Origin of the sequence: Akkermansia muciniphila, from assembly GCF_018709685.1 — a bacterium.
Taxonomy (GTDB): Bacteria; Verrucomicrobiota; Verrucomicrobiia; order Verrucomicrobiales; family Akkermansiaceae; genus Akkermansia; species Akkermansia muciniphila_E.
Genome location: NZ_JABDHQ010000027.1, coordinates 1 through 16,285, shown reverse-complemented (window position 1 = coordinate 16,285; position 16,285 = coordinate 1). Strand labels below are relative to the sequence as shown.

Annotated in this window: 9 protein-coding genes; 4 read left to right on the top strand and 5 right to left on the bottom strand. The window is 59.7% G+C overall.

From position 1 onward, the window contains the following. Nucleotides 1-814, top strand: an 814-nt coding sequence (locus HHJ06_RS11570; RefSeq protein ID WP_215429953.1) for a LamG domain-containing protein, incomplete at its 5' end; no start/stop codon positions are given. Between the two features lie 95 nt (nucleotides 815-909). On the opposite strand, the gene HHJ06_RS11565 is transcribed toward HHJ06_RS11570, so the two are convergent. From HHJ06_RS11565 to HHJ06_RS11545, 5 genes are all read right to left on the bottom strand, one after another. Then, entirely contained in the window at nucleotides 910-1,683 is a 774-nt protein-coding gene (locus HHJ06_RS11565) for a hypothetical protein (protein WP_215429952.1), read from the bottom strand. Nucleotides 1,684-1,840: 157 nt separating this feature from the next. Further along, nucleotides 1,841-2,515, bottom strand: coding sequence for a TatD family hydrolase (locus HHJ06_RS11560; protein ID WP_215429951.1), 675 nt, complete (start codon nucleotides 2,513-2,515; stop codon nucleotides 1,841-1,843). 3 nt (nucleotides 2,516-2,518) lie between these two features. Then, complete coding sequence (locus HHJ06_RS11555) at nucleotides 2,519-4,246, bottom strand: cation:proton antiporter (RefSeq protein WP_215429950.1); 1,728 nt, start codon at nucleotides 4,244-4,246, stop codon at nucleotides 2,519-2,521. Between the two features lie 17 nt (nucleotides 4,247-4,263). After that, nucleotides 4,264-5,118, bottom strand: a complete 855-nt coding sequence (yaeI, locus tag HHJ06_RS11550; RefSeq protein ID WP_215429949.1) for a phosphodiesterase YaeI — start codon at nucleotides 5,116-5,118, stop codon at nucleotides 4,264-4,266. Then, a complete protein-coding gene (locus HHJ06_RS11545; protein WP_215429948.1) occupies nucleotides 5,115-6,224 on the bottom strand; it encodes an aminopeptidase in 1,110 nt (369 codons plus the stop codon). The genes yaeI and HHJ06_RS11545 overlap by 4 nt, the downstream gene beginning before the upstream one ends. Before the next feature lie 81 nt (nucleotides 6,225-6,305). Between HHJ06_RS11545 and purN the strand changes: the two genes are divergently transcribed. From purN to HHJ06_RS11530, 3 genes are all read left to right on the top strand, one after another. Then, nucleotides 6,306-6,893 (top strand): phosphoribosylglycinamide formyltransferase, encoded by a 588-nt coding sequence (purN, locus tag HHJ06_RS11540; protein WP_215429947.1) that lies wholly within the window; start codon nucleotides 6,306-6,308, stop codon nucleotides 6,891-6,893. Nucleotides 6,894-7,021: 128 nt separating this feature from the next. Next, on the top strand, nucleotides 7,022-7,855 hold the full coding sequence (locus HHJ06_RS11535; protein WP_215429946.1) for an FKBP-type peptidyl-prolyl cis-trans isomerase N-terminal domain-containing protein: 834 nt from the start codon (nucleotides 7,022-7,024) through the stop codon (nucleotides 7,853-7,855). Between the two features lie 303 nt (nucleotides 7,856-8,158). Continuing rightward, on the top strand, nucleotides 8,159-16,285 hold an 8,127-nt coding region (locus HHJ06_RS11530), incomplete at its 3' end, for a beta strand repeat-containing protein (RefSeq protein WP_215429945.1).

Below are 16,285 nucleotides of genomic sequence, written 5' to 3'. Positions count from 1 at the left end.
CTTCAGTGGGCACATGTTGAACCCCCACGGTCATTTAATATTCAAGGGAGCGGTGGTTGCGGCGGCTTTGTGCCTGGTTTCCGGCGTGGAGGCTGCTTCTCTGCTGTACGGACTGGATTTCAACCAGCTTGGGAGCGGCCAGAACCTGGTCAATTTGGGAAGCGGATCCACGGCTATTTCGAAAACCACCGGTTATATGAACTGGAGCAATGCGATCACGCCCATGCCGGACGGCGGTTATTCCCATTGCCCCAACGGAGGAACGTTCAATATCACGAACTCCGATGGCATTGACGGCCTGAATTTTTCCACCGGGTTCAGCGTGGGCATTCACATGTATTACAGTTCTTCCAACGCGGCCTGGAAGGATGCTTTTTCCATGACCATCGCGGGTACGACAATCCGGGTGGAAATGACGGCTGCCAACAAATGGGTGATTTACAACGGGGCAGGCATTGGCATAGCAGACGGAACCGAGCTGTTTGCCGCCAACGATGATGAATGGAATTACCTTGGGCTGACGTTCAAGGGAAATGAGATGCAGGTTTATCACGATGGCGAGCTTGTCAAAACGGTGACGACCAATCTTTCCGATGATTCCAAAGTGACCAGCATTAAGGGCAGCGGAGAGCACAATACCGCGGCCAACGGCCTTTTTGTTGATAATCTGGCCGTGTATGACGGCGTATTGAACGGGGATGATTTTGCCTACCTGAATACGCACGATATGCCTTTGTCCATCCCGGAACCGGCCACCGCTACGCTGGGTCTGATGGGGCTGACGGCGCTTCTGATGCGTCGCAAACGCGCCTGAGCTTGAATTTTTTGAATAAAAGGGCCGTTCCACATATCTGCGGAACGGCCCTTTTTGTTGTAAAAGAAGGATGATTTCCGGGTTCGGAGGAGTAATCAGCTCCACGCCCGGTCCACGGCTTCCTGTGATTCCGGGTCAAGGTGCCTGGAGAGCCGTTCCTTCATGCGCAGCCTGTATTCCGGAATGCTCCAGGAGTGGAGCGGCTGGACGGCGGAGTTCGTGAATTGCCAGGAGGGGACGGGCACCACCACATCCATGACTTCCGTTGCCCTGGCCGGCATTCCGGCCAGTACCGCGGCAATGGCGGAGGAAAGTTCCGGGTGTTCCTCCAAAACGTCCAGCAGCCATCCGCAGCCCAGGTCCGTGGGGATGGCTTCCGTTCCGGCCAGCAGGTCCGCAAGACGGTCGGAAGGAAGTTTTTTGGAGATGGAGGCCAGATAAGGGGCAAACCGCATGTCTCCCAGGCTCATCAGGGCGTCCAGGGCCGGGGCCATTCCGGCCTGCCCGGGGAGCGGAGCCGCACAGATGATGTTCACCAGCCCGGCGATTCCGGGGAAGCGTTCCTCCGGCTTTGGGGCGGCCAGCGTGTAAATCAGGAAGGCGGCCTGGCGGCGGATGTCCGGAGCCGCGTCCGTCATGGCAAAGGGCAGGAGCGCCCGCCAGCCGTCCCCCTTGCGCTGGCGGATGAAGGAGGCCAGTTGAAGCGCGCATTTGCGCCGTGCGTCCGGCGCACAGCAGGACTGGAAGATGTTGTAAATGGTGACGCCTTCTTCTTCCCTGCCTGTTTCATTGCAGGTGACCAGCCCGTAGGCGATCATGGCCAGCGGCCATTGGTCCGGCCCGATTTCATCCCTGCGGGAGGGATCCATAACGAGAGCGGCGAGCCGCTTGATTTCCGACAAAGAACTGGTTTGATCCTGAAAAAGGCCCATACCCGCATGATAGCCCGCGGCAGGAGCCTGCCAAGGAAAAAAGCCGGGGTTTCGCGCCACCCGCGTTCACGGTCTCCGTTCCGTCCCCGGCGTGCTAGCGGGTGGAGATTTTTTCCATATTGTCCGCGACCAGGGCCGCCAGTTCTTCCACCTTCATGGAGAGGGCTTGTGCGGCGCGCCGGTAAAGCTCCGGAAGGGCCTCCGGGTGTTCGTCGGATTCCAGGGCCAGGCGTTGGCGCGGAATGGAGGAGAGGATGTCCGGGCGTTCCATCTCCCGCGGCCCCACGGAAAGGAGCCAGTTGCCGGAAGGAAGCTGTGCGGCGGGATTCAGCGCCCCTGTCCACCCATGGAGTACGGCTTTCAGCGCAGGGTATTCCCCCAGGATGCCGGCCAGCGTTCCCCATGCGCGGCAGCAGTGCAGGGCGGCGGGGCGGTCCAGGCGCACGGCCAGCTCCAGATGCCGTTTCAGCGCTTCCCTTTGCACGGGCAGTCCCGGAATGCCCCGGCGGCATTTGTCCAGCCCCGTTTCTCCAATTCCCGCATGGGGGAAACGGTGCAGGAAGGATTCCAGCAAGCGTATTTCCTCCTGCCATGTATCCGGCTTCAGGCGCCACGGATGAATGCCGAAGAAAGGGGTAACGCGTTCATCCCCTTCCGCCAGCAGGGCCACCTGCTCCCAGTCCGCCGGGCAGGTGCCGCAGATGAAGCGGGGCCCCGCGCCGGAGATGGCCGGGGCCGGGTGGGTGTGGGCGTCCGGCAGGTTCATCATGTATCAGTGGGACAGCGTGGACGCCTCCACGGGTTCAATAATATCAAAACTCCGTTTTGCCAGGCGCACCGCGGCGGCGCCCGTTTCCATTTCGTCATGGATGACGTTGGTGATGCCCGCATGATGCAGTAAAGCCACTTCCGACCGGAATTTGGCGCGTGCAATCACCGTGATGTCCGCGTTGACGCCCTTGATCTGCATGTAGGTGGACAGGGCGGGGGCCGGGTCCGGGAACGTGAAGGCGATGAGCCGCGCGGTGCGGATGCCCGCCAGGTCCATGGTGATCTGGTGCTGGATGTCCCCCAGGAAGGCCAGATGGCCGTCGTTGAGCAGGGCTTTCACGGTGTCCGCGTTCAGGTCAATGATGATGCAGGGGATGCCGTACTGGGCCAGGTTTTCATGCAGCCGCCTGCCTACCGGGCCGTAGCCGCAGATGATGGCGTGGTCCTTGATGCCCTCCACGCGCGTGATCATGGTTTCCACGCTGAGGCGCTCCCGTTTTGTTTTCAGGCCGGGAATGCGCACCAGCAGGGGGGTGAGCTTCCGCGCCGCCTTCATCAGCAGGGGCGTCATGCCCATGGAGACGGCGGCAATGGCGTACACATTCGTGGTCACCAGCGCCGGAATGGGGGTGATCTCCTGCATGAAGGGGATGAGCACCAGGGAGAATTCCCCCACGTTGGTCAGCGCGGTGGAGGCCATGATGCCCATGCGCCCCGGTATTTTCAGGAAGCTTGCGGCTACGATGCAGGCTACGAATTTGATCGCCAGGACAAAGGCGGCGAAGGTAGCTACATGGCCGAGGTGTTCCCACAGGTCGTCAATGTCAATCAGCAGCCCGGCGGAGACGAAGAAGATGGTCAGGAAAAGGTCCTTGAAGGGGAGCACTTCACTGAGGACGCGGTGGCTGTAGTAGGAACTGCTGACGAAGAGCCCCGCGGTGAAGGCCCCCAGGGCGATGCTCAGGCCCAGCAGGCTGGCCAGCATGGCGATGCCGGAGCAGATGGCGAACACCATCAGGGTGAAGAGTTCCCGGCTTTTTGTCCGGGCCACGGCCAGCATGATGCGCGGGAGCAGGTAATGGCCGATCAGCCATGCGGCGCCCAGGAAGACCAGGCCCCGCAGCACGGCCATGCCGATGTTGAGCGCGGTTGACCATGAGTTGGGCGAGGCGGCGAATATCTGGGGCATGATCGCCACCAGCATGATGGCGGCAATGTCCTGGAACAGGGCGATGCCCACCGCCATTTTTGCCCCGGAGGTGCCGCTGAGGCCGAATTCCTGGAAGGATTTCAGCGCCACCGCCGTGGAGGAAAGGCCCATGATGGCCCCTACCGTCAGGGAATGGCTCATGTCCATGCCCGTGGCGTAATGAAGCCCCAGGCCGAAGGCGGCGGTGCAGATGAACATCTGGATGCCCCCGCCGACCAGAGCCGTTTTCCGCAGGTGCCTGAGTTCGTCAATGGAAAATTCCAGCCCCAGCGTGAACATGAGCAGGATAATGCCCACCTCGGAAAGGGCCTGGATGCTGACGTCGGAATTGGGGATGTGGTCCAGAATGCCGCAGTTGGCCAGAATCACCCCGCAGATGAAATAGCCCGCCAGCAGGGACTGGCGGAAATGGGCCAGGACCAGGGCAATCGCAATGATGCCCATGAAGACGACGGTCAGCAGGGTGAAAAAGGGAGGTGCGGCATTGGGGCCTCCGGAAGCCAGCAGAGAGAGAACCATGGCAGTTGGAAGGGAGGCTAGGGAATGACAATGAGATTGATTTCCGGCGGGCAGTTGAAGCGGCCCGGCCCCATGTAGCCTATGCCGCGGGTGACGAAGACCTGCCTGCCTTCATAGGGATAAAAGCCGGAGTACATCGTTTCCCCTTCCGAGGCCAGCAGGGGGGTGGAAGAGAAGGGCAGCCTGATCTGGCCGCCGTGCGTGTGGCCGGAAAGCATCAGGTCCCAGCGGTAGCCGTCCAGCAGCTCCCTCCCCTTGGGGTTATGGGAAAGGACGATGGTGGGCATGGCGGAGTCTTCCGCAAAGGTGCGCGGGGTCATGCACCGCTCCGGAAAGAAGTCGCCCTCCCGTACGTCCCCCAGCCCCACCAGCTTGAACTCCGCGTTCCCCAGCCTGGGAATGGTGACGAAGGCGGCGGAATTCCTGAGCAGGGTGAAGCCGCCTTCCTTCAGGATGCGCTCCACGTTGTCCGCCAGGGCCATGTCATGGTTGCCCAGGCATGCGTAGGCCGGGGCGATGGAGGAGAGCTTCTTCATCTGCGTGATATAGTCCCCCGCATGGGTGGCCCGCATAAAATCCGTGTAAAGATCCCCCAGGAACACGATCATGTCAGGCCTGGCCTGTTCCGCCATCTTCACCGCTTTTTCCAGCAGGGGAAGGTTGGTATGGACGTCTGACAGCACCAGGATGCGCAGTCCGGAGAGGTCCGGAACGCAGCCCGCGGGCGCGGTGTTTTCATTCAATTCCAGATGGTTGGCTTCCCAGTGCATGTAGGAGGCCAGCAGGGAGCCCAGCAAAATGGCTGCCGCGGCTGCGTACAGGAGCTTGCGGAGCAGAGAGCGTTTTTTGGCGTGGGTGGAGTCAGTGGTCATGATTGGGCGGGATTGAGAATAGCCAGTTCCGGAAGGGTGAACAAGCCGTTGCGGCGCACCAGCGCGCCGTCCAGGTAAATATCTCCTCCTCCGGCCTCTTCCGTCTGGATGCACACCATGTCCCAATGGATGCGGGACTGGTTGCCGTTGTCCGCCACGTGGTAAGCCTGTCCCGGCGTCAAGTGGAAGGAGCCGGAGATTTTCTCGTCAAACAGGATGTTGCGCATGGGACGGGTGATGGCCGGATTCACGCCGAAGGCGAATTCCCCCAGCCGCCGCGCGCCGGGGTCCGTATCCAGAATGGCGTTGAGCTCCGCGGTCCTGTCTCCCGCCTCCGCCTGTACGACCAGGCCGTTTTCCAGCGTCAGGCGGACGTTGTCAAAGGGGATGCCCTGGAACAGGCTGGGGGTGTTGAAGGAAATGCGGCCGTTGGCGCTGTCAATAACGGGTGCGGTAAATACCTCCCCGTCCGGCAGGTTGCATTCCCCCGCGCAGGGGATGGCGGGCAGCCCCTTGATGGAAAAGGAAATGTCCGTTCCGGGTCCGGTGATGCGCACGTGGTCCGCCGCCTCCATCAGGGCGGCCAGCTTCTGCATGGCGGGGCGCAGGGCGGCGTAATCCATCAGGCAGGTGCAGAAATAAAAATCCTCAAACTCTTCCGTGCTCATGGCGGCCTGCTGGGCCATCCCTTCCGACGGCCAGCGCAGCCCGCACCACCGCGTGTGGCGGATGCGCCGCTGGGAGACGGGGTTCATGGCCTTCATGGCGGCGGCCATGTTTTGCTGGGGAACGGAAGAGAGTTCAAAAGCGTTCCCGCCGCCGCGTATTTCAATATAGGCGTCCATCTCCTCCATTTCCGCCAGGCGGTGGCGGCTGATGATGCCGTACTGCTCCTCCGTGGCTCCGGAAAGCATCTCCCGGTTCAGCCGGGACTGGTTCAGACGCAGGAAGGGGAGGGCCCCCGCGGCGCGCACTTCCCGGATAAGGGCTATTCCCATTTCCTCCGGAATATCCGTTAATTCCAGCAGAACCCGGTCTCCCGGACGCAGGGAGGTGGAATACCCTGCAAGCTGGGCCGCGAGGGCCTGAAAACGGGTGTCTCTCATGCCCTTATTAGGCAAATACCGGCGCCTTTTTGTCAAGCCGGAGACTTGCCACGGGCAAAAAACTGTGGTTTCATCCCCCGGATGTCCAGATTGCCCAAATTAGGAATACTCGGTTCCGGCTCCGGTTCCAACTGCCAGTCCATTTATGATGCTATCCGGTCCGGCGCCCTGCGGGCGGAAATAGCCGTGGTGATGTCTGACAACCCGGACGCGTACATTCTGGAACGCGCCCGTTCCTGGGGCATCCCGGCGGAGGTAATTGACTGCGGGGAATTCAAAACCAAATTCCCGGAGGAATCCCAGGCCGCCGTCGCCGCGCGGCTGAAGGAATACGGCGTGGACTGCGTTTGCCTGGCGGGATTCATGCGCCTGGTGAAGCATCCGCTGCTGAAGGAATTCCCCTCCCGCATCCTGAACATTCATCCTTCCCTCCTTCCCTCCTTCCCCGGTCTTCATGCCTGGGAGCAGGCCGTGAATGCCGGAGCGGCAGAGAGCGGCTGCACCGTTCATTATGTGGATGACGGCATGGATACGGGGCCTATCCTGGGGCAGGCGCGCGTGCCGGTGCTGCCGGGAGACACCCCGGAAAGCCTGCACGCCCGCATCCAGGAGCAGGAGCACACCCTTTACCCCGCCATGATCGCCCGCGTTCTGGAAACGCTGGCATAACCCGCTGCGCCTTTTGGCGGGAGGACGTCCGGAGCACGGATGACAGGATGACTGATTCTCTTGTCTTGTTCTGTGAACGGAATCCGTTAAAAAGGAGTCCTCTTTTCAAACAAAGGATAAAAACAACCATGAAGATGAACCCTTCCATCGCCCTGTTTGCCGTTTCCGCCCTTCTGGCGGGTGTGGCGGGCGCGCAAGAAAAGGCTGCTGAAACTCCGGCGGCTGACCAACCCAAACAAGAGAAAGAAATTACTGTGTCTCCCGAACAGATGAAAAAGGACCTGGGCTATTTTCTGGGTTTCCAGAGCGGCCAGCAGCTCGGCTCCATCCCCACCCTTACTTTTGACGACCTGGACCAGGAATCTTTCCTCCAGGGCATCAAGGACGGCATGGTCCGCAAGCCCGCCAAGGACCAGGAACAACTGAAGCCCGCCCTGGACGCGTTCCAGAAGCAGATTGACGAACGCATCTCCGCCAAGGCCAAGGCCAACCTGGAAGCCAGCAAGAAGTTCATGGAGGAAAACGGCAAGAAGGAAGGCGTGACCACCACGAAATCCGGCTTGCAGTACAAGGTAGTGAAGAAGGGCGGCGAAGAAAAATTTGACGAAAAGAAGTTCAAGAACCCCATGTTCAAGGTAAAGTACAAGGGCACGCTGCTGGATGGCACCGTGTTTGACGACACCAAGGGCAAGGATGTGGAACTTCCCCTCCAGGTCATCCCCGGCTTTGCGGAAGCGCTGACCACCATGCCCGTCGGTTCCAAGTGGATCGTGTACATTCCTTCCGAGCTGGCCTATGGTGAAAACACCCCCGGCGCTCCGATCGAACCTAATTCCCCCCTCATCTTTGATCTGGAGCTGGACGGCATTTCCGAAGCCCCGGCCCCCCAGGGCGGCCCCATGAGCATTTCTCCGGAACAGCTTCAGGAGATGCTCAAGCAGCAGAGCGGCGGACAGCAGTAAAAGGACAAACAGCCCTCTTTAATTTAAGGCCGTTCCCATGGGAACGGCCTTTTTTATGTTCCGGACAGACGGTCTTTGGGTTGGATAAATGGCGGATTGGAAATCCTGCCATCTTGCTGGATTTTGTTTAAAATACTTGCCGTGAGATTTTTAGGATATTATCTAACAAAATATTCTGAATCATGATTCATGATAGCTTCTTTCTTAATATTCGCATGAAGCATTTATGTAGAGTTTATAAGGAAAATAAGCTTGCCAACGGATTTCCAATCCGGTTTTATGGGGTAGCATTATTAATACAATATGAGACTGCATCTTCCTCCTTCCCTGCGTTCCGCCCTCCTCGCCTCCCTGGTTTCTTTTTCCGGTTTTTCCATGTATTCCGCCCAAGCCGCTACGTCCGCGGATTTCTGGCAGGCTCCCGCTTTTGGCGGTCCGGAATTCATCTGGACGGGTGACGGGGAAGGTGACGCTATCGGCACGGGCGCCAACTGGCAGGGTGGAACGGCCCCGGCGCGTCAGGATAATAAAGGACCCCATCTTGTATTTGACAATAAAACCGTTAACGTTACAGGCACCACGCCCAATACGTCGGACGGCGGCGGCGTTACCGTCACGGGAAACAGCAATGTGACCGTAGGCCTGGGCCAATGGGCAGGCAGCGTTTATGTGGAGGACGGTTCTACTCTTTCCACCTCGTTCGGCAACCAGATCAAGAACACGGAAGCGGAAGGACATGCCAATATCTTTGTGGACGGCACCCTGAACTTGTCCACGCCGGACGGCAATCTCAACTTTGACAACGGTACAGGAGCCGGCAGCCACTACTGGCACATCGGCCTCAACGGCATGATCAATCTGGCCAATACCACCACCGTTACCAAGAATGACCGAACGTGGAATGTGGAAGTGGTGGTTTCCGGCGGGGGTGACCTGGGTCTGACCAACCGAACCTTGAAGAATGATGCCCTGCTGACCCGCAAATTCATGACCACCGGCGGTGATCTGGGAGAGCTTCTGGATACCCTGCGCATTTGGATGCAGACGGGGGATGACGCCTATGACGCCCTGACCAGGGTCAATTCCCTGGACCAGCTCGGAACCGGCAATTTTATCCTTGTATCCAATGGGTCCGGCATGTCCGTGCAGTACAAGGGGACGGGCTATGACGCGGCAACCCTCGTGTGGAACTCGGCCGACGGAACGTGGACCAATACGGGAACGGGCTGGTACACGCAGGGTGATGCCGGCAAGACGGATACCTCCTTCCTGAATGGGGACTCCGTGATCTTCACAGCGGCGGAAGGTTCCAAGACCGTGACTTTTTCCGGTTCCATTGACGTCAATTCCATGACGTTTGAGAATGATACCGCTTATACGCTGGCCGGAGCGGATGCTTCTTCCGTCTTGGAAGCCAAAAACGTTACATTAGGCAATAACGCTTCTTTAACCCTGGGTGATGCGGATCACCGTTTCTCCTCCTTTCAGTCCAATGTGTCCGGAGGTTCGGACTCTTCCCTTACCCTGTGGCTGGCTACGGAAGAAACAGGAGTTTCCACCGTTTCCATGGGAACGGGAACAGGAGTCAAGGATGTTTATGTCAATGGTACCCTGGCTATGAATGTTTCCGGACAGGGAGTATCCACCAATCTGGGAGGCGCCGCTCTGCACATGAACAACGGGAGCATGCTTCTCTTGCGCAATGGGGCCAGCGGAAACATCCAGCCTTCTTCCCAGGTTATTGTGGAAGGAAATGCCAGAATCAGATTTGGGAACAACATCACAGCTGCTTCCGCTTTATGGACCTCCGATATTGTGGGAGGGGCCGGAGTGACTTCTGCCAATACCATTTCATGGCAGTCCCAGGGCGGCACCCTGACAGTCACAGGCGATGTTGATTATAACGGTGCCATGCTTTTAGGGCAGGATTATAACGGAGGGCATGCTGTCAAAGTGATTTTCCGGGATAATACGGTCAATCTGGATTCGTTGCAGACATTTTATACCTTGGGCACTTTCCAGTTTGATAACAGCCAGGCTTCTGTAAAATTGATTTCTTTGGGATGCGGTTATGCTGGCGGCAGCCATGTAGTGTTGAATGACGGAACCGTCCTGAATGCCCAGCAAGTCCGGTTGGGGGATACGGGAGGATACGGAGGGGCAGCAGCTTCCACTTATATGGAAGTCAATTCGGGCGCTACCCTCAATATAACGGGTAACAATAATGATCATTCAACAACCAGGACTCTTCTGCTTGCCCACTGGTCTTCCCAGGGCTTCCTCCAATTAAATGGCGGACAACTGAATGCGCAGGAAGCCGTCATGGGGCTTTCCTGGGCTGGGACGGGCACCTTTTCTGCCAATTCCGGAACCGCCAATTTGATGGGGATGGATTATTGGGCGGAAGGCAGTGGCGCTTTCCGTGGTAAATTCCAGTTAGGGACCGCAGGGACGGGTTCTGCCCGCGTCAACTTCGGGGCATCCGGCATCACCAATGCTGCCGGGAGTGCCGTCATCCAGCTGGGTGAAGGTACGCTGGGAGCCATTGCTAACTGGAACCTGACGTATAATACGGCCTTTACGGGGGCTTATGTTGATTTAATCGGCACCGTGGGGGGGACGATAGTAGACACCCTTGACGCCAATGACGGCCTGACGGCCCGTACCATCACCTTCCAGAACGGCCTGACCGGAAACGGCAAACTGGTGAAGGTGGGCGACGGCACGCTGGTGCTCAACGGAACGGCCCAGGCCCCGGTCCCCGCGGAAGGTGAAACGGCTGCCGTTCCCGGCTTTACCGGAACGGTGGAACTGCGTGAAGGCGCCTTGACGGTGAAGGATTCCAGCGTCATCGGGCAGGGGACCCTGCTCATCGGCGGCGGCCTCACCGTTGCCGTGACCTCGGCGGACGGCTACTCCCTGGACGCCGGTTCCACCCTCGCTACGACGAACATTGGGGGGGGTACTGCCACCTTGTCCGCTGCTTTGACCTTGAATGGAGGCAGCTTGAACTTCGGCACCCTGAGTGAGGATACGGCAGCCCTTACGGTCAACTCCGTCAGCGGCACGGCGGCTACGGATGTCCAGATAGGCCTTTCCTCCCTTACCACCAATACGAACTATGCCCTGCTGAGCGGAACGGGTTTGGGAGATACGTCCATGTTCACGCTCTCCGGCAGTGCGGCCGAGCTGTACAACGCCACCTTTACCGTCAATGACAACACGCTGTACATTTCCCTGGCGGACAAGGAGGGCCTTCTGCGCTGGAAGAGCGGCAACTGGAGCACGTCAGGCACGGACCTCTCCTGGAATATGGATGGCGTGGACTCCGCCTATACGGATGGACAAACCGTTTACTTCTCCAATGGGGACGGAGTGAACAAGACCGTGACGATTGTGGGCAATGTTGCTCCCGGGAAAATCAATGTGGTAGGCACGGACTTCGTCTTTGCGGGCGACGGCTCCATTACCGGAGATACGACGCTTAACCTGCTGGACGGAGCTTCCCTGACTATCAACAACGCAAACTCTTATACCGGAGATACCGTGTTGTATGACGGCAGCAGGCTCGTTATCGGCAATGCCGGCGCGTTGGGAACCAGCACGGTTCTTCTCCAGGGCAATTCCATTCTGGAACTGACCACCGGCACATGGAATGGACTGGGCACGCGCCTCAATGCCGGTTCCACGGGTACCCTGAAGCTGAGCGGCAATGCCTCCGGCACCACGACGGACGCCCTGACCGGAGTCAAGTATGACCTGGGTGCGGGAACTACCCTGACGCTTTCCGCCGGAACCTACGGGAACACCATCACCGGCGCTGGTTCCCTGAGATCCGCGGCGGGAACCTCCGTGTTGAAGGGCAGCATCAACATTACGGGAAGCTACAATTTGCTGGCGACAGCGGGTGCCGCCGCTTCATGGACGCTGGATTCCGGCGCTTCCCTGACAGCCGGAAGCTTCATCGGCCGTAATGAGTTCAATGGAACGACGACACTGAATGTCAGGAAGGATGCCTTCATGAACATCACCGGCACGCTGCGGATTGCCCGTGACGGGAAAGCCATTCTGAATATTGAGAACGGCGGCATGGTGCTGGCCCAGACCCTGGACCTGGGGCAGAACTGGGCGGGCGTTGCAGAGAAGGGGGCTACGGTCAACCTGAACGGCGGTTCCCTGCTTCTCGGCGCGGGAGGCATGACGGCTTCCGGCAATACCAATACGATTGTCCTGAACATGAATTCCGGGACGCTGGGAACGACGGCGGCGGAAGGCTGGTCCTCCGCGTATAACATGACCCTCACGGGTAATGTAACGGTTGATACCCGCCAGTATGATGCGGGAACCAGGTCTTACAATGACCAGGCTTCCACCAACATCACCCTTGGGGGCGTTCTTTCCGGTACGGGCGGCCTGACCAAAGTCGGTTCCGGCACCCTGACGCTCTCCGGGCAGAATACCTACACGGGCGCAACCAGCGTGAACGCCGGCACGCTGGCCTTCACGAACACGAACGCCATGGCTCTGGGCAGCATCTCCATGGGTGCTGGCGCCAGAATGACCACGGCTTCCGGCCTGACGCTGAACAGCGGCGCAACGCTGACCTTTGACATGACGGGCGTGGTGGCCAGCCAGCCGATCATCAACATCCAGGCCGGTTCCCTGGCCCTGACGGACCCCACCTGCACGCTCACCCTCAACAACTACGGCGAGCTGGAAGCATCTGACTACGTCCTTGCCCAATGGGCGGCGAACGGAAGCCTGACCACGGATTCCTTCACCTGGACGCCGGACATCACCAGGGAGGGCTTTGAATATTCCATCGTGGTGGAAAACAACCAGCTTGTGCTGAAAGTCGTGGACGTTTCCGGAGACAACGGATTTGTCTGGAACGGCGGAACGGACCGCAAGTGGATCAACACCAGCATTGACGGTTGGACCACCAAGCTCACGGGCGTGGACACGCTGAATGACCAGGAAATCTACTTTTCTGCTGCGGAAGCGGGTGAAGTGAAGGTCTCCGGTACCGTAACCCCCAAGAGCGTCGTCTTCAACGGCGGCACTTACACGCTCATCAGTGATCCCGACAATGCGGGCGCCATTGCGGATTCCACGGCTCTCACGTCGCTGACCGTGAATGGAACGGCTAATGTCACCCTGAATCTGGCGAATACCTATACCGGCGGCACGGTTCTTAACGGCGGCACTCTCACCATCGGCGCGGACGGCGCGCTGGGTACGGCGGGAGACATCACGTTTAACGGCGGCACGCTGGCTTATGCAGACTCCGCCGCCGGTACGGACGTGACGGGGTATGACGTTTCCAGCCGCGTCAAGGTTGGTGACGGAGGAGCCCTTAACGTTTCCGTGCTCGGAGCAGGGGATACCGTCTCCTGGGCCGGACTGACGGCTGACGCCATGGGAACGGGAACCACCCTGACCAAGACGGGGGACGGCACGCTGGCGCTGGGATACGCCGGGAATACCCTGGCCCACCTCACTGTGGAAGAGGGAACGCTAGCCTTCACGGGCGGCGCGACTATCGGCGTGAACCCCAATAACGCCACCATCGTCCGCGTAAGTGAAGGCGCCACTCTGGCCCTTTCCGGCGGAACCGTCAACCTGCACGCCCAGCTCAACGGAGCGGGCACCATCACCATCGGGACGGCGGATACCGCGGGACTGGTCAACATCTCCAATACCGGGAACACCAACTTCACGGGACGCCTGGAACTGATCGGCAACGGAGAAAATATGAGCTCCAATGCCAACTGGGTGGCCTTCGGCGCAGGAAATACGCTGGGAGGGGGCACCGTCTTCATAGACGGCAAGGGCTTCTTCTTCACCGCGGGCACAACGGCCGCCAACTTTGAGATTGGTGACGCCCACGGCACAATGCAGAACGGTTCCTCCGGCGCCACGTACACCTTCTCCGGGAATCTTTCCGGTTCGGGCGCCTGGGGCATGTCTGCGAACGTGCGGATGACCAATATCCTCACAGGCTCCCTCAAGGACTTCTCGGGAACCCTGTCCACCAATGAAACCTCCGCCAACAACAGCCGCCAGGTCTGGAACTTCGGTAACGGCGGAACAAGCGTCACAGGTGCGGGGAATACCGTCTTTGGTAACGGCGCCATCCTGGCGGGCAACACGGGCTCCACGGATGCCGCACTGGCCGCGCAGTACAACGTCAATTACAACAATGCGGAACTGGTCCTGAATGCGCTGGTCCAGGGTAACTCCAACCTGACGCATGCGGGCACGGGCACCCTGATCCTGGATCAGGCCAATACCGCTACGGGAGCCCTCGGCATTACGGATGCCGGCGCCGTGGTCCAGCTTGGCACCGCGGACAAGGCCGGCCAGTGGGCCGGTACCGTGCTGAACGGAGCGGGAACGCTGAAAATCGTTAACGGATCACTCACCTCCGCCATGACGCGCGGTGAAGGTTCCACTGCGGGCATCGTGGTGGACTCCGCCGTCAGCATCAACCTGGGCGGCACCAATGGCGACATGCTGAAGGGCATCACCCTGGCTGCCGGAGGCAAGCTCACCAACGTCTCCGGAGACATTACGGTGGGTGCGGGAGCTACGGAAACGCTGAACCTTACCCTGGGTGCGGACAACGTCAACCAGGGCGCGGCCGGAACGGCCATCATTGACCAGGGAGACGGCAAGCTCGTCATCAATGATTCCGCCACGGTCAATCTGGATATTGACGCCATTGTGAACACGCTCGTCGCCCACAAGGACGCCGGGGTGGAAAGCTGGCTGACGCTGACGACCGGAACATTGGAATGCGCTGATCTGGGCGACATCCAGTTCAGCAAGATTCTTTCCAACTACGGCATCCGCGTGACGGGCACCGACGGCGGCAGCCTGGTCCTCAGCGGACAGGTCAGCGGCCTTTACATGGTGGACGGCACCGCCTCCTCCGATCCTGATACCGTCACGAACTACGGCACGCTGGGCATGTACGCCGGCGTGGTCATCGCCCAGGACAAGACGCTCACCGTCCAGTTGGCCGGCGCCCCCGGCGATACCGACGGTGACGGCGCGGTCATCAACAACCTGCTGGGCGCAACGGGAAGCACGCTGAAAGTGGAAAACACCAATGCGGGCGGAGGCAACGCCGTGGTTATCCTTAACAATGAACGCCTGGAAACGGGACTGCCTGCACCGGACGATTACGCCGGGGCGGACTCCATCATGGGCGGCAGCATCGTCGGGGAAAACGGAGTCACCTTCATCAAGCAGAACACGGGCAAGCTGACGGTAAACGGCTCCTTTGTGACAGACACTCTCCGCATGGAAGGCGGCACGCTCACCCTGAACGGTGATGGCAGCAGCTTCAACCATGTGGTCCTGGCAGGCACGGCGGAAGGCGTGGTTCTGGACGTCAACCGGAATACCGTCATGGGAGACCTGACGGACAGCGGCGAAGGCGCGGACCTCAACATCGGCAGCGGGGCAACCCTCACCATTAATGACGCCAGCAGCCTTTCCTCCAGCACCATCCAGGGCAGCGGAACGCTGGCCATTCATGATACGCTGGCTCTTTCCGGCACGGCAGCCCTCCAGGGCGGCGTGCTGCTCAACCTGGTGAAGGATGATGACTCCACGGGCACGCTTGACCTGGGCGCCACCACCGGCAACGCCGTTGCCGGCATCAGCGGGCAGGGCACCCTGAAGAGCAATGGCGGCTCCCTGGCTGTCAATACCGGAAATTCGGGAAGCGGCTCCGTCTTCAGCGGCACGCTGGAAGGCCGCGGGCAGCTCAACATCTCCGGCAATGCGGGACAGACGCTTGACAACGTCATCACCGCCGCGGGCAGCAACTGGGCGATCAACAACACGGGCCGCCTCAATATCAGGATGGGCGGCACGGTGGAAGACCCGAGGGCCAATACGGCCCTTACCCTCAGCAGCATGACGCTGGGTGACGGTTCCAGCACGAACTTCACCTTCAACACGGACTACGCGGGCCCCATCATCAGCGTGACCGGAAACATCAGCATCAGCCAGGGCGCGGAAATCACCCTCAGCTCCACCGGCAAGAATGAACTGACGCTGGGCGCGGACGGCAGCTACACGCTCATGCACGCGGACGGTGCCATTGATCTGGGCGGAAGCGACCGGCTGGCTATCCTGCTGGACCCCTCCTCCTCTGCTTTCAAGAAGTTTGAAAATAATGCGTACCTGGTGATGGAAAACGGCAACCTCGTTCTGGTGGCCACGGCTTCCAAGGACAACAAGTATGCGCGGATTGCGGATACCGTTAACTCCAGAGCCGGCGCGGAACTTCTCTGGAACCTGCCCGGCGACCTGGCCGCGGATTCCATCCTGAAGAAGGTGGATGACGCCGTAGGCGCCCTGACGGCCTCCAATCCCTCGGAAGCCAAGAGGGTCATGGCAGCCGTGGCCGGAGCT